The sequence below is a fragment of the Serratia sp. Nf2 genome (genome assembly GCF_003028435.1).
GTDB lineage: Bacteria > Pseudomonadota > Gammaproteobacteria > Enterobacterales > Enterobacteriaceae > Serratia > Serratia marcescens_L.
Window position 1 is genome coordinate 637,516 of record NZ_PYTW01000001.1, and the last position, 17,500, is coordinate 655,015.

The 17,500-nt window shown below is 60.8% G+C and carries 22 protein-coding genes; 5 read left to right on the top strand and 17 right to left on the bottom strand.

Annotated features, from left to right (window positions below; genetic code table 11):
* Positions 1–55 precede the first annotated feature (55 nt).
* The 10 genes from flgK to flgB all read right to left on the bottom strand — a co-directional run bounded on the left by flgK (position 56) and on the right by flgB (position 9,246).
* On the bottom strand, positions 56–1,705 hold the full coding sequence (gene flgK / locus C9411_RS03020) for a flagellar hook-associated protein FlgK (protein ID WP_107226380.1): 1,650 nt from the start codon (positions 1,703–1,705) through the stop codon (positions 56–58).
* 205 nt (positions 1,706–1,910) lie between these two features.
* The gene (gene flgJ / locus C9411_RS03025; protein WP_049200258.1) at positions 1,911–2,855 is read right to left on the bottom strand and encodes a flagellar assembly peptidoglycan hydrolase FlgJ; all 945 of its coding nucleotides are present in this window, start codon (positions 2,853–2,855) and stop codon (positions 1,911–1,913) included.
* Positions 2,855–3,955, bottom strand: coding sequence for a flagellar basal body P-ring protein FlgI (locus tag C9411_RS03030; RefSeq protein WP_038876847.1), 1,101 nt, complete (start codon positions 3,953–3,955; stop codon positions 2,855–2,857). The genes flgJ and C9411_RS03030 overlap by 1 nt, the downstream gene beginning before the upstream one ends.
* A gap of 145 nt (positions 3,956–4,100) precedes the next feature.
* On the bottom strand, positions 4,101–4,802 hold the full coding sequence (gene flgH, locus C9411_RS03035; RefSeq protein ID WP_107226381.1) for a flagellar basal body L-ring protein FlgH: 702 nt from the start codon (positions 4,800–4,802) through the stop codon (positions 4,101–4,103).
* Positions 4,803–4,885: 83 nt separating this feature from the next.
* Entirely contained in the window at positions 4,886–5,668 is a 783-nt protein-coding gene (flgG, locus tag C9411_RS03040) for a flagellar basal-body rod protein FlgG (protein WP_004934819.1), read from the bottom strand.
* Between the two features lie 18 nt (positions 5,669–5,686).
* Positions 5,687–6,442, bottom strand: coding sequence for a flagellar basal body rod protein FlgF (locus tag C9411_RS03045; protein ID WP_025303261.1), 756 nt, complete (start codon positions 6,440–6,442; stop codon positions 5,687–5,689).
* Positions 6,443–6,454: 12 nt separating this feature from the next.
* On the bottom strand, positions 6,455–7,678 hold the full coding sequence (gene flgE, locus C9411_RS03050; RefSeq protein WP_063990261.1) for a flagellar hook protein FlgE: 1,224 nt from the start codon (positions 7,676–7,678) through the stop codon (positions 6,455–6,457).
* A gap of 54 nt (positions 7,679–7,732) precedes the next feature.
* Positions 7,733–8,410, bottom strand: a complete 678-nt coding sequence (gene flgD / locus C9411_RS03055; RefSeq protein ID WP_016927297.1) for a flagellar hook assembly protein FlgD — start codon at positions 8,408–8,410, stop codon at positions 7,733–7,735.
* A gap of 12 nt (positions 8,411–8,422) precedes the next feature.
* On the bottom strand, positions 8,423–8,827 hold the full coding sequence (flgC, locus tag C9411_RS03060) for a flagellar basal body rod protein FlgC (RefSeq protein ID WP_004934826.1): 405 nt from the start codon (positions 8,825–8,827) through the stop codon (positions 8,423–8,425).
* Between the two features lie 5 nt (positions 8,828–8,832).
* Positions 8,833–9,246, bottom strand: a complete 414-nt coding sequence (gene flgB / locus C9411_RS03065) for a flagellar basal body rod protein FlgB (protein ID WP_033634995.1) — start codon at positions 9,244–9,246, stop codon at positions 8,833–8,835.
* Between the two features lie 160 nt (positions 9,247–9,406).
* Here flgB and flgA point away from each other — a divergent pair, with 160 nt between their 5' ends.
* The 5 genes from flgA (at position 9,407) to C9411_RS03090 (ending at position 11,875) form a co-directional block, all read left to right on the top strand.
* Entirely contained in the window at positions 9,407–10,060 is a 654-nt protein-coding gene (flgA, locus tag C9411_RS03070; protein WP_063990262.1) for a flagellar basal body P-ring formation chaperone FlgA, read from the top strand.
* Between the two features lie 129 nt (positions 10,061–10,189).
* On the top strand, positions 10,190–10,501 hold the full coding sequence (gene flgM, locus C9411_RS03075; RefSeq protein ID WP_063990263.1) for a flagellar biosynthesis anti-sigma factor FlgM: 312 nt from the start codon (positions 10,190–10,192) through the stop codon (positions 10,499–10,501).
* Between the two features lie 39 nt (positions 10,502–10,540).
* Positions 10,541–10,975 carry a flagella synthesis protein FlgN gene (locus C9411_RS03080; protein ID WP_063990264.1) on the top strand — a complete coding sequence of 145 codons (435 nt, stop codon included), beginning with the start codon at positions 10,541–10,543 and terminating at the stop codon, positions 10,973–10,975.
* Between the two features lie 229 nt (positions 10,976–11,204).
* Positions 11,205–11,576, top strand: coding sequence for a type II toxin-antitoxin system RelE/ParE family toxin (locus C9411_RS03085; RefSeq protein ID WP_063990265.1), 372 nt, complete (start codon positions 11,205–11,207; stop codon positions 11,574–11,576).
* Complete coding sequence (locus C9411_RS03090; RefSeq protein WP_033632742.1) at positions 11,573–11,875, top strand: DNA-binding transcriptional regulator; 303 nt, start codon at positions 11,573–11,575, stop codon at positions 11,873–11,875. Before C9411_RS03085 ends, C9411_RS03090 begins: the two co-directional genes overlap by 4 nt.
* Positions 11,876–11,877: 2 nt before the next feature.
* On the opposite strand, the gene C9411_RS03095 is transcribed toward C9411_RS03090, so the two are convergent.
* The 7 genes from C9411_RS03095 to cheY all read right to left on the bottom strand — a co-directional run bounded on the left by C9411_RS03095 (position 11,878) and on the right by cheY (position 17,432).
* Positions 11,878–12,282 carry a flagellar protein FlhE gene (locus tag C9411_RS03095; protein WP_063990266.1) on the bottom strand — a complete coding sequence of 135 codons (405 nt, stop codon included), beginning with the start codon at positions 12,280–12,282 and terminating at the stop codon, positions 11,878–11,880.
* A complete protein-coding gene (gene flhA / locus C9411_RS03100) occupies positions 12,282–14,360 on the bottom strand; it encodes a flagellar biosynthesis protein FlhA (protein ID WP_063990267.1) in 2,079 nt (692 codons plus the stop codon). Before flhA ends, C9411_RS03095 begins: the two co-directional genes overlap by 1 nt.
* Entirely contained in the window at positions 14,353–15,504 is a 1,152-nt protein-coding gene (flhB, locus tag C9411_RS03105) for a flagellar biosynthesis protein FlhB (protein WP_015378261.1), read from the bottom strand. Before flhB ends, flhA begins: the two co-directional genes overlap by 8 nt.
* Before the next feature lie 126 nt (positions 15,505–15,630).
* Positions 15,631–16,029, bottom strand: a complete 399-nt coding sequence (locus C9411_RS03110; RefSeq protein ID WP_033640020.1) for a type II toxin-antitoxin system VapC family toxin — start codon at positions 16,027–16,029, stop codon at positions 15,631–15,633.
* Entirely contained in the window at positions 16,029–16,262 is a 234-nt protein-coding gene (gene vapB, locus C9411_RS03115; RefSeq protein ID WP_041035628.1) for a type II toxin-antitoxin system VapB family antitoxin, read from the bottom strand. The genes C9411_RS03110 and vapB overlap by 1 nt, the downstream gene beginning before the upstream one ends.
* 125 nt (positions 16,263–16,387) lie before the next feature.
* On the bottom strand, positions 16,388–17,032 hold the full coding sequence (gene cheZ / locus C9411_RS03120; protein ID WP_004934858.1) for a protein phosphatase CheZ: 645 nt from the start codon (positions 17,030–17,032) through the stop codon (positions 16,388–16,390).
* A gap of 10 nt (positions 17,033–17,042) precedes the next feature.
* A complete protein-coding gene (gene cheY, locus C9411_RS03125; RefSeq protein WP_004934862.1) occupies positions 17,043–17,432 on the bottom strand; it encodes a chemotaxis response regulator CheY in 390 nt (129 codons plus the stop codon).
* Positions 17,433–17,500 lie beyond the last annotated feature (68 nt).

A 17,500-nucleotide genomic window follows, 5' to 3' on the forward strand; every position in this document is an offset into this window, starting at 1 on the left:
TGGGTTCCTTACTCTGAGCGACCGGCGCCGTTATCGGTGCCGGTTAACAATAAAATCAACGAATATTCAGCAGCGCGTCGAACAGCGAGCTGGCGGTCTGAATCACCTGCGCGTTGGCCATGTAGTACTGTTGGAAACGCAACAGCTCACCGTACTCTTCGTCAAGGTTGACGCCGGACATCGACTGCTGTTGCGCGCCCAGTTGCGTCACGATCTTGGCCTGCGACGTGGCAATGGCCTTGGCGGCAGCGGTCTGGTTGCCGACGCCGCTGACGATGCCGGCGTAAGCGCCGCTCAGGGTCGCCTTGCCGTCCACCAGGTTTTTGGTTTGCAGATCCAGCAGCTTCTTGGCGTTTTCGTTATCGCCGCGGCCGCTGTCGTCTTTACCGGCGGCGGCGATCTTGGACGAATCGGTGATGGCCACTTTCAGGTTACCCGCCACGTCGCTGACCGGCTTCACGGTGAAGCTGTCTTTGGCCTGCGCATTGCCGTCGATGCTCACTTCCAACCCGTCGAAGTTCAGCGTCGGTTTGCCGTCCGCGCTGGTGCCCGGCGTGGCATTGACTTTCACGTTGTCCGGCAGGCGGCTGACCTGCCAGTTGCTGCCGTCGAACTCGACGCGGTAATCGTTGGCCTTCACCTTGCCGGTGTCGGTGTAAGCGACCGACAGCGACGCGTCGCCGGTGTTACGGGTGTTATCCACCACCCGGCCGCCGCTGAAGCTGAAGAAGTCGCCGCCCGCATCACCGTTCAGATCGAAACCGGCGCGATGCTGCTGATTGAAGCTGTCCGCCATCGCCAGCGCCAACTGGCCCAGCTGATTGCGCACGCCATCCAGCGTTTCGCTGCGGAATTTCAGCACGCCGCTCAGCGTGCCGCTGGTGATCTGGCCTTCCGGCACTTCGCTGGCGCCATTGCCGCGGTTATAACCGATGGTCAGACGGGAAGGATCGCTGCTGGAAGGCACGGCTTCCACCTGATAGGTGTTGCTGCCCTGCACCAGGGTCAAACCGTTGGCGAAGGAGACGGTATACGCATCGCCGTCCTGTTGCGTGACCTGTACGCCCACCAGTTGGTTCAGCTCGGTGACCAGCTGATCGCGCTGATCCAGCAACGCATTCGGCTCGCCGCCGGCGCTGCCGCGCAAACGGGTGATCTCGTCGTTCAGCTTGGCGATCTGTTGGCCGTAGCTGTTAATCTGCTGCGCCGTATCGCTGATCTGCTGGTTGACGCCGTTGTCCATGTCGCGCAGGAATTTGTCGGTGTTGTTGAACTGGTTCACCAGGCCGTTGGCCTTGCCCAGCACCGTCTGGCGCGCGGCGTCGTCACCGGCGTTGCTCACCAGGTTCTGCAGGTTGGTGAAGAAATCCTGCATGTTGGTCGACAGCGGGTTGGTTTTGCTCGCCAGCAGGTTATCGATCTGCGAAATCTTCTCGTAATAGGCGTTTTGCGCCCCGAACGCGCTTTGCGCGCCGCGCAGCTGGTTGGTGATGAACTGGTTGTACTCGCGGTTGACGCTGGTGACGGTCACGCCGTTGCCGATAAATCCGCTCATGGTGGCCATGCCGCCGTTCTGCGCCAGGATCGCGGTCTGGCGGTTGTAGCCCGCCACGTTGTAGTTGGAGATGTTGTTGCTGACGGTACTGAGCGCCACCTGAGCCGCATTCAGCCCGCTCATCGCGGTATTGATTAAGCTATTGGACATCGGAATTCCTTATGCTGCGGCGCCGGTGGCCCACAGGGTTCTAATTGAGCTGCTGAGCCTGTTCGCTCAGCCTGTTTCGGTTATCGGCCAAAATGGGAAGAACTTGAGAAAAAAAAGCGGCAATGCGGTCAGCATCCAGCCAGCCTTCATTACCGCCTATTCCCTAAATAATTGGCGCCGCTGCGGCGTCAAGAATGACGGGGATTTAGAACAAATCTTTCAGATCGTGGGTGTAAGCTTTCACCGCCTGTTCCCCCGCGTTCTTCATCTGCTGAATCACGCTGACCAGTTTGCTGGCGTACTGCGGATCGGTGGCGTAGCCGGCGCGTTGCAGCGCATGCGCCGCCTGCTCCGGGCTGCGCGCAGCGGCCACGTCGGCGTAGCGCGGGTTGTTGGTCAGCAGTTTGACGTAATCGGCGATCGCCTCGACGTACGAGCCGTAGACGCGGAACTTCGCCTTCACCTTCTTCGCCGCGCCCTGTTCGAACTCGGTGGTGGTGATCTCCGTCACCGGCCCGTTCCAGCTGCCGCCGGCCTTGATGCCGAACAGGTTGTAGCTCGGCGTGCCGTCTGAGGTCGGGATCTCGCGTTGCCCCCAGCCAGACTCCAGCGCCGCCTGCGCGACGATCAGCTGATGCGGAATGCCGCTCTGCTGGCTGGCGACCTTCGCCGGTATCGACAGGCGAGCGACGAAGTTGCCGTTGTTGAGCGACAGCGGCGCGGCGGCAGGCGGGGCTTTCGGCATCGCGCGGCGCACCATCTGCTCCAGCGCCTGGTTCGGCAACGTTTGCAGCACCTCGTTGTCCAGCGCCATCGGCGACAGGCCCGCCGTTTCGCTCGGCACCGTGTTGGCGTTGCTCATCTGCTTGACCATCATGTCGGCCAGCCCCAGCCCTTTTTGCGACATCTGCTGGGCGATTTGCTGGTCGTACATCGAGGTATAGAGCCGCGTTTGATCGCTGCTCAATACCCCGTCCTGCGGCAAGGCGGAACGCATGCTTTTCAGCATCATCTGCACGAACATGCCTTCTACCTGCTGGGCCACCTGCTTGAGGTTGCCCTGCGGGTCGGCCGCCGCATCGCGCTTGAGGCCATTCAGCGCCTGGGCGTCATAGGCCGCGCCCGACATCGCCATCAGATCGCCGGCCATCAGATGATTTCCAGCTTGGCGCGCAGACAGCCGGCGCTCTGCATCGCCTGCAGGATCGACATCAGATCGATAGGCGTGGCACCCAGCGCGTTCAGCGCGCGGATCACGTTGTTCAGGTTGGCGCTGGCGTTCACCTTCTGCAGCGATCCGCCCTGCTGTTGCACCGAAATCTGGGTGTTTGGCGTCACCACCGTCTGGCCGCCGCCGAACGGCGTCGTCGGCTGGCTGACGGTGTTCTGCCGATCGACCACCACCGACAGATTACCTTGGGCGACGGCGCAAGAGTCGAGGATCACATCGCGGTTCATCACCACCGAACCGGTGCGCGAGTTGATGATCACTTTGGCGTCCATCGCCCCGACGTTGACGGTGATGTTTTGAATCTCCGCCAGGAAGCGCACCTGAGAGCTGTTGCCCTGCGGCACCAGCACCTGGATCGTGCGGGCGTCGAGCGGCGTCGCGGTGCCGCCGCCGCGTTGGCGGTTGATGGCGTCGCTGATCTGCTGCGCCAGCGTGAAATCTTCGTCGTTTAGCTGCAGGTTGAGAACGCCACCGCTGCCGAAGGTGGTCGGCAGCTCACGCTCGATGGTAGCCCCGTTGCTGATGCGCCCGCCCGCCAGCTGGTTGACCTGCACGCTGCTGCCGCCGGCCGCCGCGCCTGCGCCGCCGACCAGCACGTTGCCCTGCGCCAGCGCATAAACCTGGTTATCCACGCCTTTGAGCGGCGTCATCAGCAGGGTGCCGCCACGCAGGCTCTTGGCGTTGCCCATCGAAGAAACCACCACGTCGATGTTCTGCCCAGCGCGTGAGAACGGCGGCAGTTTGGCGGTCACCATGACCGCCGCCACGTTTTTCAACTGCATGTTGGTGCCCGGCGGCACGGTGATGCCCAGCTGCGACAGCATGTTGCTCAGGCTTTGGGTGGTGAACGGCGTCTGCATGGTCTGGTCGCCGGAGCCGTCCAGCCCCACCACCAGGCCGTAGCCGATCAGGGCGTTGTCTCGCACGCCCTGCACCGTCACCAGATCGCGGATGCGCTCCGCCGCCGCCGGCAGACTCATCGTTCCGATCAGCAAAGCCATCAGGATTTTTTTTGTCATTAGAACCTCATTCGCCTTAGCCAAAAGGCGTTATTGTCGCAGGCAGTTTGAGGGCGGACAGCGCGCAGGAAACGGAGCGTACACGCAGTACGTGACGTTTCCGAGCACTGCCCAACCTCAAAATGGCAAGTAAAATAGCCTGTACTCAAAACGGTGAAACATTTAAGAAGAAGCGCTGCAGCCAGCCCATGGTCTGCGCTTCGTTAATATAGCCATTGCCGACGTATTCGATACGTGCGTCCGCCACCTGCGTCGAAGTGACCGAGTTGTTGCCGCTGATGGTGCGCGGGTTGACGACGCCGGAGAAGCGGATGAATTCGGTGCCCTGGTTGATGGCGATCTGCTTTTCCCCCACCACGTGCAGGTTGCCGTTGGCCAGCACCTGGTTGACCGTCACCGTAATGGTGCCGTTAAAGGTGTTGTTGGCGTTGGCGCCGCCCTTGCCGCCGAAGGTACTGTCACCGGAAATGTCCATATCGGCGCGCGCATTGCCCAACAGGCCGTCGAGGTAACGCGGCGAGGTGGCGACGCCGAACTTGCTGGCGCCGTTGCGGCTGGCGTTGGCGGAGGAGCTTTTGCTGGCGCTGACGTTTTCCTGCAGCACGATGGTCAGGGTGTCGCCGACGTTGCGCGGACGGCGGTCTTCGAACAGCGGCTGGTAGCCGTAGTTCATCGGCTGCACCGTCTGGAAGATCGAGCCGTTCGGCATCGGCGCGCTGGCCGGCGCGGGCTGCGCCGTGGTCGCGCCGTCCACCAGCGATTTGTGCGGGATATAGGCGCAGCCGCTCAGCGTCAGCATCACCATTCCTGCCAGCCAGCGTTGTCCCTGCCGCGGCAGGATTGCCATCGAATATGTGGTTACCACGGGTATCGCCTTTGTTTCACGAAAGAGAATGACGGGCGCGGCAAGCCGGGCCCGTCAATGACAGATTACAGTTGCGTCAGCTTTTGCAGCATCTGATCGGAGGTCGATACCGCTTTGCTGTTGATCTCGTAAGCGCGCTGAGTCTGGATCATGTTGACCAGCTCTTCCGCCACGTTGACGTTGGAGGTTTCCACGTAACCCTGATACAGCAAGCCGGCGCCGTTCAGCCCCGGGGTGCTCTCGTTCGGCGCGCCCGAGCTTTCGGTTTCCTGATACAGGTTCTCGCCCACGCTCTCCAGACCGCTGTCGTTGACGAACGTGGTCAGCGTCAGTTGGCCCACCTGCTGGGCGGCGGTTTGCCCCTGCTGGGTGACGCTGACGATGCCGTCGCGGCCGACGGTGATGGACAGCGCGTTCGCCGGAATGGTGATCGCCGGCTGCACCTGGAAACCGCTGGAGGTCACCAGTTGGCCGTTCTGATCGATCTGGAACGACCCGTCGCGGGTATAGGCCTGGGTGCCGTCCGGCAGCATCACCTGGAAGAATCCCTGCCCCTTGATGGCGACGTCTTTGCTGTTGTTGGTCTGCGACAGGTTGCCCTGGCTGTGCAGGCGCTCGGTCGCCACCGGACGCACGCCGGTACCGATCTGCAAACCGGAAGGCAGCGTGGTCTGCTCGGAGGACTGCGCCCCCGGCTGACGCATGGTCTGGTACAGCAGATCTTCAAATACCGCACGCTGGCGTTTGAAGCCATTGGTGCTGACGTTCGCCAGGTTGTTGGCGATCACGTCCATGTTGGTCTGCTGCGCATCCAGACCGGTTTTGGCAATCCATAAGGATGGAATCATCGGTTATTTCCTTGCTGCTTAACTCATTGAGAGCAGTGAGTTGGCACGCTGTTCGTTTTCATCCACGCTGTGGATGACCTTCATTTGCATTTCAAAACGGCGGGCGTTGGCGATCATGTCGACCATAGTCTCCATCGGCTTGACGTTGCTGCCCTCCAGCACGCCCGGCATCACCCGCACCTGCGGGTCGTTTTGCAACTGATTGCCGCGCTGCTGTTGAGTTTCCGGCGTCAGGCGGAACAGCCCGTCGTCACCGCGCATCACTTCGCGTGCATCGGCTTTCACCAGCTTCAGGCGGCCGATCTGCGCGATGGTGTTCGGCGGATCGCCGGCGTTCAGCGCCGAAATGGTGCCGTCGGCCGCGATGGTGATCTCCGCCGACGGCGGCACCTCGATCGGGCCACCGTCACCCATCACCGGCAATCCCTGCACCGTCAACTGCCCGGTGGAGGAAATCTGAATGTTGCCGTTGCGGGTATAGGCCTCACCGCCACCCGGCAGGCTCACCGCCAGGAAACCGTCCTGCTGCAGCGCCACGTCCAGCGGACGCGCGGTGTAGTTCAGCGCCCCCTGGCTCATGTCGGCGCCCGGCGTCGAGGCGGTCACCAACGTGCGCGTTGCCAGGCTCGGCCCGTCGACCGGCACCGCGCGCAATGCGGCGAGCTGGGCGCGAAAACCCGGCGTCGACGCGTTGGCCAGGTTGTTGGCGGTGATGGACTGCTGCTCCAGCGTTTGGCGCGCCGCGCCCATCGCGGTATAAATCGCGTGATCCATAACTTGGCCCTATTAGCGCAGGCTAACCAGCGTCTGCAGTATGGAGTCCTGCGTCTTGATGGTCTGGGCGTTGGACTGGTAGTTACGCTGCGCGACGATCATGTTCACCAGCTCCTGGCTCAGATCGACGTTGGAAGATTCCAGCGCGCCACTGGTCAGCTTTCCTAAGCCGCCGCCGCCCGCAAGACCGACACGCGGCTGGCCGGACGCGCCGGTTTCCTGCCAAACGTTATCGCCCTGCGACGCCAGCCCTTCCGGGTTGGAGAAGTTAGCCATGACGATCTGGCCCAACAGCTGGGTCTGCTGGTTGGAATAGACCCCCATGATGGTGCCGTCGTTGTTGATCTGATAGCCCGTGTATTCACCGGCGGCATAACCGTCCTGCGATACTTTGCTCACCGAGTCGCTGCTCACGTTCTGCTGCATGCTGCCAGCGAAGCTCAGGGTAAAGTTTTGCGCCGGCGCACCGTCTTTGGCGGTCATCGGGATCACCATGCTGAACTCGCCCGGCGCACCGTTGGTGCTGGTGGTTTTCACCAGGCTGCCGCTGGTGTTGAACTCCATGGTGCCGGCGTTCACTGGCGCGGCGCTACCATCCTGGGTATAGACCTGCCACTTGTTGTCTTCAGTCTTCACGAAGTAGGCGTTGATGTTGTGCGCGTTACCCAGAGAATCGTAGGCGGTGATGGTATTGGTATAGTTGTAGCTGTCCTGTTTGGTCGGATCGAAGGTCTTGTTTTTCGGCACTTCATGGGTCGACATCAGGTTGGCGACCATCTGGCCGGAGGTGGACGCCTTGGCGTTCATCATGCCTTCAGGAATGCTCAACGGCACCGGGTTGGCGCCCTGCTGAATGGTCGGTGGGGAGCCGGCCGCCGGGTAACCGGTCAGCTGCAGGCCCTGCATGTTGGTCAGATTGCGATTTTCGTCCAGCTTGAACTGGCCGTTGCGGGTATAGAAGATGCCGCCGTCTTTATCCTGCATGCGGAAAAAGCCGTTGCCGTTGATGGCCACATCCAATGAACGGCTGGTGCCGGTGGTGGTGCCGCCCTTGAAGTTCTGGGTGATGCCGGACACTTTAACGCCCAGCCCGACCTGCGAACCGGCGAACATGTCGGCGAAGGACACGCTGCCGGATTTGAAGCCCGCGGTCGCGGAGTTGGCGATGTTGTTACCGATCACATCAAGGTTGGTTGCTGCCGCGTTCAAGCCGCTGACTGCCTGAGAAAAAGCCATGTTATTCTCCGAATAGTGGTCAGGCTATCGTCCGATTGAGCCTGATGCTTGGGGTTATAAGATCTGTCGCACGTCTTCCAGGGTGGCGTTGCCCGCCAGGCCAAGATCCAGCTTGGCGCCGTTGCCGTCGCGGATCACGCCGTTGACCAGCCCGAAGTGCAGGCTACGCGCCACCAACTGCTCGCCGTTGCCTTTGGCGTTAATCGCCACTTTGTAGGCGCCGTCTGGCGCGGTAGAGCCGTCATCCAGCGAACCGTCCCAGGTGAAGGCATGCACGCCGGCGGTCAGGCCGCCGATTTCGATGGTGCGCACCACCTGCCCGCTGGCGTTGGTGATGGTGGCAGTCACCTGATCGGCGGCGCGCTCCAGTTCCACGCCGAACGGCGTGGTGCTGACCTTGCCGTCCTTGCTGCCGACCAGAATGTTGTTGCCCGGCACCATTACGCCGTGACCGATCAGCGCAGTCGCCTGCAGCGACTGGTTGCTGTTGATCTGACCGGAGATCGATCCCAGCGTGGTGTTGAGTTTTTCGATACCCTGAACGGTGTTGATCTGCGCCAGCTGCGAAGTCAGTTCGTTGTTCTGCATCGGATTGGTCGGATCCTGGTTTTTCAACTGCGCCACCAGCAGCGTCAGGAAGCTGTTGTGCAGATCCTGGCTGTTGGTATTTTTGCTGTTGTTACCGATGACGGTGTTGTCCAACGACTCGTTCGTGGTTGCGGCAATAGCCATGGGAACCTCCGGTTACTGACCCAGCGTCAGGGTTTTCATCATCATCGACTTGGTGGTGTTGAGCACCTCGACGTTGGCCTGGTAGCTGCGGGAAGCGGAGATGGTGTTGACCATTTCCCCCACTACGTCGACGTTCGGCATGCGCACGTAGCCCTTGGCGTCCGCCAGCGGGTTGCCCGGCTGGTACACCAGACGCTCGGGCGCCGGATCGTCCACCACCTGGGCGACGCGCACGCCGCCGGTCGGCTGCCCAGGCGCCGCCGCGACCTGGAACACCACCTGTTTGGCGCGGTAAGGCTCGCCGTCCGGGCCGGTCACGCTGTCGGCGTTGGCCATGTTGCTGGCGCTGACGTTCATGCGCTGGGATTGCGCCGATAGCGCCGAGCCGGAGATATCAAAAATGTTCAGTAAAGACATGCGCCTTATCCTTGTTGCAGCACGGACATCATCCCTTTGATCTGCCCGTTGAGCAGCGTCAGATCGGTCTGATATTTCAGGCTGTTATCGGCAAAGTTGGTGCGTTCGCGATCCATGTCCACCGTGTTGCCGTCCATCGACGGCTGGTCCGGTACCCGGTACAACAGATCGAGCTGCGGCGGCTGCAGGGTTTGCGCCGGGATGTGGCGCGCCGCCGTCAGGTTCAGCGACATGCCGTTGCCGTTGACGCGCCCTTGTTCCAGCACTTTGTTCAATTGGCTGGCGAAATCGATATCCCGCGCCTGATAACCCGGTGTGTCTGCGTTGGCGATGTTGGCGGCCAGAATTTCCTGCCGCTGGGCGCGCAAGTTCAGCGCCTCTTGGCCAAAGCGCAGAGCCGCGTCCAGTTTGTCGAGCATGCTCCCTCCGCGAGGTTAGAATTTGGAGTCGACAGGATAAACGCCCCCTGCGCCACCCTATCGCGGGAATAGACGCAAAATGGGGCGCTATTTATCTGCTTAGCCTGCGCGCGCTGCGGGTACACTTACGCGTATCCCGATGAAGCTTGAGAAGATGACGATGAAAGGTAAAATGCTGCTGCTTATCGGCCTGCTGTGCAGTCTGAACGCGCGCGCCGACGATCTGGCGACGCAAATCGAAAGCTTCATCCAAGGCAAGTTCACCGGTGAGCCGGTGCAGGTGAAAGTGCGGGTGCGCACGCCGCCGGCCCAGTGGCCCGCCTGCGAACTGCCCCAGCTGTCGCTGCCGCCCAACGCGCGGATCGGCGGCAACGTCAGTATTTCGGCGCGCTGTGGCCAGGAGCGGCGTTTTATCCAGACGCAGGTGCAGGTGTTCGGCCGCTATTTGGTTTCGGCGCGCGGCATCAGCGCCGGCAGCCGGTTGACCGCGGCGGATCTGACGTTGAAAGAAGGCCGGCTCGATACCCTGCCGCCGCGCGCGCTGACCGAAACGGGCAAAGCGTTGGGCGCCGTCAGCCTGCGCAACATCAGCCCTGGCCAACCGCTGACCCTCGCCATGCTGCGCCGCGCCTGGATTATCAAGGCGGGGCAATCGGTGCAGGTCAACGCGCAGGGCGAAGGATTCAACATCAGCGGGTCGGGCAAGGCGATGAACAACGCCGCCGCCGAAGACAGCGTGCGCGTGCGGATGGCGTCCGGACAGATCGTCAGCGGCGTGGTCGGAGACGACGGCGCGATTCGCATTACGTTATAAAAAAGTAAAGGTTCCGCAAACCTTGCCGATAAGACAAATCAAGCAGCATTTTATTGGCCACCAGGGCCGCAAAACTTTCATTGCAGCGTCGTCGCCCGCCAGCGGTCACGGCGTAAACGGAGATGGACCATGAGTATCGATCGCACCCAGCGGTTACAGCCGGTTTCCACTGTGCAACCACGTGAAACCCCGGCCGACAACCCGCTCCAACCGCGCAAGGCCGCCGTGGCAGAAACGGCCGTCAGCGGCACGCAGGTCAAACTGAGCGAGGCGCAGGCGCGTCTGATGCAACCGGGTTCCCAGGATATCGATATGGGCCGGGTCGAGGCCATCAAGCAGGCGATCCGCAGCGGCGAACTGAAGATGGACGCCGGCAAAATCGCCGACGCGCTGCTGCAAGACGCACAGAGCGATATTCAATGGATCGCCGGACGCGACTGACAGCGCGCGGCGAGTAGCGGTAAAGGATAAGTCATCACTATGGAAAACCTGGCACAACTGCTGGACAAACTGTTGGAAACGCTGCGGGCGCTCAATGGCGTGCTGGAGGAAGAGCACGACTTGCTGTGTTCCGGCCAGTTGCCCGGCGTGGCATTGCAGCGCGTCACCGATGCCAAAAGCCAACTGCTGGCGACGGTCGCCTACCTCGAGCAACAGCGTCTGGGGCAGGAAAAAGCCTGCGGGCAACGCGCGCCCTATTCCAGCCATGCGTCTCTGGCCGATCGCTGGCAGCGCATTCAATTGCTGAGCCAAACGCTGCGCGAAAAGAATCAGCACAATGGCTTGCTGCTCAATCAACAGATCGACCATAACGCGCAGGCGCTGGCCATCCTCAGCAAGAACAACAAATCGCTGTATGGCCCGGACGGCCAGTCGCACGCCGGCAGCCTGCTCGGCAGAAAAATCGGCGTCTAACCCCCTGATTTCGCCCGGTGTGCGCAGCGCCGGGCGCGGGTTTCCCCGGTTATGCGCGCCCTCTCGCATTTTCTTCTTTTTGCTTTCTGAATTCCCTTAACGTTATGCGCCAGGCTGCGCAGAACGGATATTTGCCTGTTCCCCATCACTCTCTATTTCGTCATCTTAGCTCGGTCGTTAAACATCTTGATCTGTACCCATTAAGGGTATATTTTCACACGGAGAGTGAATGACCGACATTTATCTCACAAAAGCCTTCCAGACATTTGCCGGCGACGAACGCATTAGTGACGCCACGATAGTGAAAGCGGCACGAGAGATGCAAAATCAGTTGTACGACGCCAATCTCGGTGGTTGCGTTTACAAAAAACGCATCGCCCGGATGGGGAGTGGAAAACGGCGCGGGTATCGGGTATTAATCGCAACGGCAGATGAAGGCAGGATCTTTTTCATGTATGGCTTTGCCAAAAACGAAAGAGACAACATCAATCAGGAAGAGTTAATTTCCTGGCGGCATTTGGCGGCGCTGTATCTGGATTATTCACCATTCAGACTGTATCAGCTGGTCAACTGCGGGGAATTAATAAGGTTACAACTATGAGCAAGATGCTGAAATCGATCCACCAGGAAGTTCAGGGCCTGCACCGCGCCGGTTTCGTCGACGACGTGACCATGCGCACCTTCGACATGCTGTGTCTGCGGCCGGTGAAACAGTTCGGGCCGGCCGAGATCCGCGCGCTGCGCGAACGGGAAAACGTCAGTCAGCCGGTATTTGCGCTGTATCTTAACGTCAGTAAAAAGGCGGTGCAGAAATGGGAGCGCGGCGAAGCGCAACCGAACTCCGCCGCGATGAAGCTGCTGACGCTGGTGGAACGCAACGGCCTGCAAATTCTGGCCTGATCCTACTGATAATTAACGATGACCTGATTGCCAATCACCCGCAGCGGCGGGTTCAGCCCGCCTTGCGACTGCACGTAATAGACAAAGCGCAATTCCGCATTGGCCGGTTCGCCCTGCAAACCGTTGCTGCTGCCGCTGCCGCCGCCGAGCGGAATGCAGCGGTTCACCGTACACAGCTGGGCCTGCAGCCCGGCCGGCTCCGGCCCCAGTAAACGATAGCGCCAGCTGACGCTGATGATGCGCGCATTGGCATCCGGCAACGCGTTCGGCGGCCGCAAACCGGCGGACTCATCGCGCATGCCGCCCTGTTCCAACGTCACGCCCGCCCCTTCGGCCACCCAGGAGCCGGACACCGCGCCGGCGGTTAACGGCACCAGCAAACACAACACGAACAGACAACGTTTCATCAGGCGGCTCCAATGGTCGACGTCATGCGAATCTGGCGATCGTCGTTGATTTCGAGGTTGGACAACACCACGATCTGCGGCAGGCTGCGGCGCAGGAAGCGCGCCAGCAAGGCCCGCAGCGCATGGTTGACCAGCAGCACCGGCGGCGCGCTGAGCATCTCTTGCCGCTGCAGCGCCTGGCGCGCCTGATCCAGCAGGCGATCGGCCAGCCCCGGCTCCAGACCGCCACCGCCCTGCAACGCCTGCAGCAACAAACGCTCCAGTTGGGTATCCAGACCGATGACCTGAATCTCGCCGTTGCCCGGGAACCACTGCTGCGTGATCGCCCGGCCCAGCGCCACCCGCACCACGGTGGTCAGCTCATAAGGATCGCTTTGCGCCGGGGCATGCTCCGCCAGCGTTTCGACGATGGTGCGCATATCGCGGATAGAAACACGCTCGGCCAGCAGGTTTTGCAGCACCTTGTGCAGCGTGGTCAGTGATACCACGCCCGGCACGAAGTCTTCGGTCAGTTTCGGCATCTCCTGCGACACGCGATCCAGCAACTGTTGGGTTTCCTGGCGGCCAAACAGCTCGCTGGCGAACTGGCCGATCAGGTGATTAAGATGCGTCGCCACTACGGTGCTGGCTTCCACCACGGTAAAGCCCTGGATCTGCGCCTGCTCGCGCAATGCGCTGTCGATCCACACCGCCTCGAGCCCAAAGGCCGGATCGACGGTTTTGTCTCCCGCCAGCTCCCCCACGGCATTGCCGGGGTTGATCGCCAGCCAGCGGCCCGGCTGCGCTTCACCGCTGCCGATCTCGACGCCTTTCATCAGGATGCGGTAGCTGGCAGGCGGCAGTTCCAGGTTGTCGCGAATGTGTACTACCGGCGGCAGATAGCCCATGTCCTGCGCAAATTTCTTGCGAATACCGCGGATACGCCCCAGCAGCTCACCGTTTTGTTGAAAATCGACCATCGGAATCAACCGATAGCCCACCTCCATCCCCAGCGGGTCTTCCAACTGCACGTCGGCCCAGCTGGCTTCGGCGGCCTGCGGGTTCTCCGGCATCACCGGCGCCTCCACCGTTTTCGGTGCCTGTTGTTCACGGCCTCGCAGCCACCAGGCCAGGCCCAGCAAAGCGGCGGTAAACAGCAGGAACACCAGGTTCGGCATGCCCGGTACCAGGCCCAACAGCCCCAGCACCCCGGCGCTCAGCAGCATCACGCGCGGATTGTTGAACAGCTGGCCCACCATCTGCTCGCCGACGTCCTGATCGGTCGCGACGCGGGTGACGATAACGCCGGCGGCGGTGGAGATCACCAACGCCGGGATCTGCGCCACCAGGCCGTCGCCGATGGTCAGCAGCGTATAGCTTTCCGCCGCCGCCCCCAGCTCCATGCCGTGTTGCACCACGCCGACCAACAGGCCGCCGACCACGTTCAGCACCATAATCATCAGGCCGGCGATGGCGTCGCCGCGCACGAATTTACTGGCGCCGTCCATTGAGCCGTAGAAATCGGCCTCTTGAGTGACTTCGGCGCGGCGTTTCTTCGCTTCGTCCTCGCCGATCAACCCGGCGTTCAGGTCGGCGTCGATCGCCATCTGCTTGCCCGGCATGCCGTCCAGGACGAAACGCGCGCCCACTTCGGCGATACGCCCGGCCCCCTTGGTGATGACCATGAAGTTGATCAACACCAGGATGATGAACACCACGATACCGATGGCGAAGTTGCCGCCCACCAGGAAATGGCCGAAGGCCTCCACCACGCGGCCGGCGGCGGCGGAACCGGTGTGCCCTTCCAGCAAGATGATGCGCGTCGACGCGACGTTGAGCGACAAACGCAGCAGCGTGGAGAACAGCAGGATGGTCGGGAAGGCGGCGAATTCGAGCGTGCGCTGGGTGAACATCGCCACCAGCAGCACCATGATCGACAGCGCGATGTTGAAGGTAAACAGCAGGTCGAGGATAAACGCCGGCAACGGCAACACCATCATCGACAGGATCAGCAGGATCAACACCGGGCCGGCCAATACCTGCCACTGCGTATCTTTAAAATTGCCCGGCAAACGAAGCAGGGAGGCCAAATTAGCCATCAGAGTCACTCTCTTTTGCAAAATCCAGTGCTTCCGGCACCGGTAAACGTTCAGGTTTTTTCGGGATCAGGCCGCCCTCGCGCCGCCAGCGGCGCAGTTGGTACACCCAGGCCAGCACTTCGGCGACCGCGGCATACAGGGTGGCCGGGATATGTTGTCCAATCTCGCTGTGCCGATACAGCGCGCGCGCCAGCGGCGGCGCCTCCAGCATCGGGATGCGATGCTCAGCACCGAGCTCGCGAATGCGTAAGGCGATTTCGCCGGCCCCTTTGGCCAGCACCTTCGGCGCGCTCATTTTTTTGTCGTTGTACTGCAACGCGACGGCGTAGTGCGTCGGGTTGGTGACGATCACGTCCGCCTTGGGCACATCGGCCATCATGCGGCGCCGGGCGATCGCCCGCTGCTGCTGACGAATGCGCCCCTTGACGTGCGGGTCCCCTTCCTGGTCTTTGAATTCGTCGCGAATATCCTGCTTGGTCATCTTCAGCTTTTTGAAGTGGCTCCACAGCTGGTAGAACACGTCGAACGCCACCATCGGCGTCAATCCCAGCACCACCAGAAAACCGCAGAACAGAATCATCTGCAGCGCATTGCCCAACGCGTCGAGCGGCTGCTGGGTCATCAGATGCAGCATTGCCGCCCAGTTATGCCAGAGATAGAGGCCGGTCACCCAGCCGACCAGCGTCGCTTTCAGGATCCCTTTCAGCAGCTCGGCCAGCACCTGGCTGGAAAAGATACGCTTCAAGCCCGACAGCGGGTTCAGCCGCTTCAGGTCGAATTTGATCGACTTGCCGCTGAACAGAATGCCCCCCAACAGCATCGGCGCGGCGAGCGCCACCAGCACCAGCCCCGCCATGATTGGCAACAGCGCCAGCACCGCCTGGCGCAGCAACATACCCAGCTGCCGCAGCATCTGTTTATCGTTGCTGACCATGCCGTGGTCGAAGTTCAACCCCTGCGTGAGCATCGCCGCCAGCTGTTGCGCCATGTTGCTGCCGGACATCAGGATGATCGCCAGGCCTGAGAGCAGCATCAGTACCGAGGTCAGTTCGCGGGAACGCGGGATCTGGCCGTCTTCACGCGCCTTTTCCAGCCTGTGGGGCGTGGGGGCCTCGCTTTTTTCCAGATCGCTGTCTTCAGCCACGAAACGCCGTTCCTGTGTCGGGAGGGTAAAGAATGGCGGTCAGCATGCCAAAAAATTGGCGATGTCATTGACGGAACAACGGGGGAAAAGGCGGGTTATTTAGGGGATGAGACCATCAGGGAGACGTTACAACCAATTTTCCAGCCGCAAACCCTCAACGCGCTCAAATTCGCGTCGATTATTGGTCACCAGGATCAATCCTTCGCTGCGCGCATGCCCGGCGATATGTAGATCGTTTACGCCAATAGGCGTTCCCTGGCGTTCCAGCGCAGCCCGGATGTTGCCGTAGTGCGATGCCGCTTTGGCGCTGTAATCGAGAATGTCCAATCGGGAGACAAAATCCTCAACGACTCTGGCGTTCACCGCTGGCCGAGCGCTTTTCTCCACCCCGTGAACCAATTCGCCATAGGTGATCGACGAAATGACCATTTTACCTGCATAGCGATTGAATGCCTCCAGCACTTCCAGCGGCCGGCGCTTAATGACATAGATAACAATGTTGGTGTCCAGCATATGGCTGAACATCAAAAATCTTCCCGCTCGCGTTGGTGCTGTCCGGCACGTTCATTAAGGAAATCATCGCTCACCTCATTTTCCGCACAGAAGAAGCTGTCCCAGGTATTCTCCAGGGGGGCAAGAATGCGCTCTTTGCCCACTACGCGGACGGTCACTTTAGAAACGGTATCAGGGAAACGCACCTCTGCAGGCAAGCGTACAGCCTGTGTCCGATTATTGGTAAAGACAGAACCTAACGTCATGGCGACCTCCTTTAACTGGAGTACAAATTATAACCGCCATGATGTATATAGCAATGCTATATACATTAATCTTTGCGGGACACCGCGCAACTTTCGGGGCGCGCCGTCGCGCGCCCCGAAAAGCCTTAGAAACCGAGGCTGTCGAGCAGATCGTCGACCTGCGCCTGGTTGGCGATCACGCCGACGCCGTTCTGGTCGAGCTGCGGGCCGTTCAGCAGGCTGTCGTTCGGCCGTTTTTCCTTCACCGGTTGCTCCGGCATGTTTTCCATCAGCACCATCAGCAGCTGCTTTTCGATCTCCTGCACCACGTCCATCATGCGCTTGATCACCTGACCGGTCAGATCCTGGAAGTCCTGCGCCATCATGATTTCCAGCAGCTGGGCATTGGTGAAGGCCGTATGGCCCGGCACCTGATCCAGATACTGGCGCGTGTCGTTAACCAGAGAACGCGCGTCGTCCAGTTCGATAGGATTGGCGAACCACTCGTCCCAGCGCCCTTTCAACGCGTTCGCGCCGGATTCCAGCTCCGCCTGGCGCGGTTGCGCCGCCTCCACGCAGTTCAACGCCCGTTCCGCCGCCTGCGCCGTCATGGTTACGACATAGTCAAGACGGTCGCGCGCATCCGGGATCGCTTCTGCCGCCTGGGCGATCGCCTGATCGAGCCCCAGTTCACGCATGCTGTCGCGCAGCATTCGGGTCAGTTGGCCGATGCGGGAGATGATCTCTCCCGCGGTCGCTGCATCGCTGGCAGGCATTGGAATGTCTCTCATCGCCCTCTCCTTACATGCCCAATTTTTCAAAAATCTTGTTGAGCTTTTCTTCCAGCGTCGCCGCCGTAAATGGTTTCACTACATAACCGCTGGCGCCGGCCTGCGCCGCCGCGATGATATTCTCTTTCTTGGCTTCCGCCGTCACCATCAGTACCGGCATCGCGGCCAGCGCGCTGTCGGCGCGAATGGTCTGTAACAGTTCGAGCCCGTCCATGTTCGGCATGTTCCAGTCGGACACCACAAAGTCGAAACCGCCGGCGCGCAGCTTGTTCAGCGCATCCGCGCCGTCTTCAGCTTCTTCGACGTTGTTGAAGCCCAGCTCTTTGAGCAGATTTCTGACGATGCGGCGCATGGTGGAAAAGTCGTCCACAACCAGAAATCTGAGGTTCTTGTCTGCCATTGTTACTCCTGAAATAGTTAACCGTTTAATGATGCAAAACCGCAGGCCACCGCGCGGCGAACCTGGGT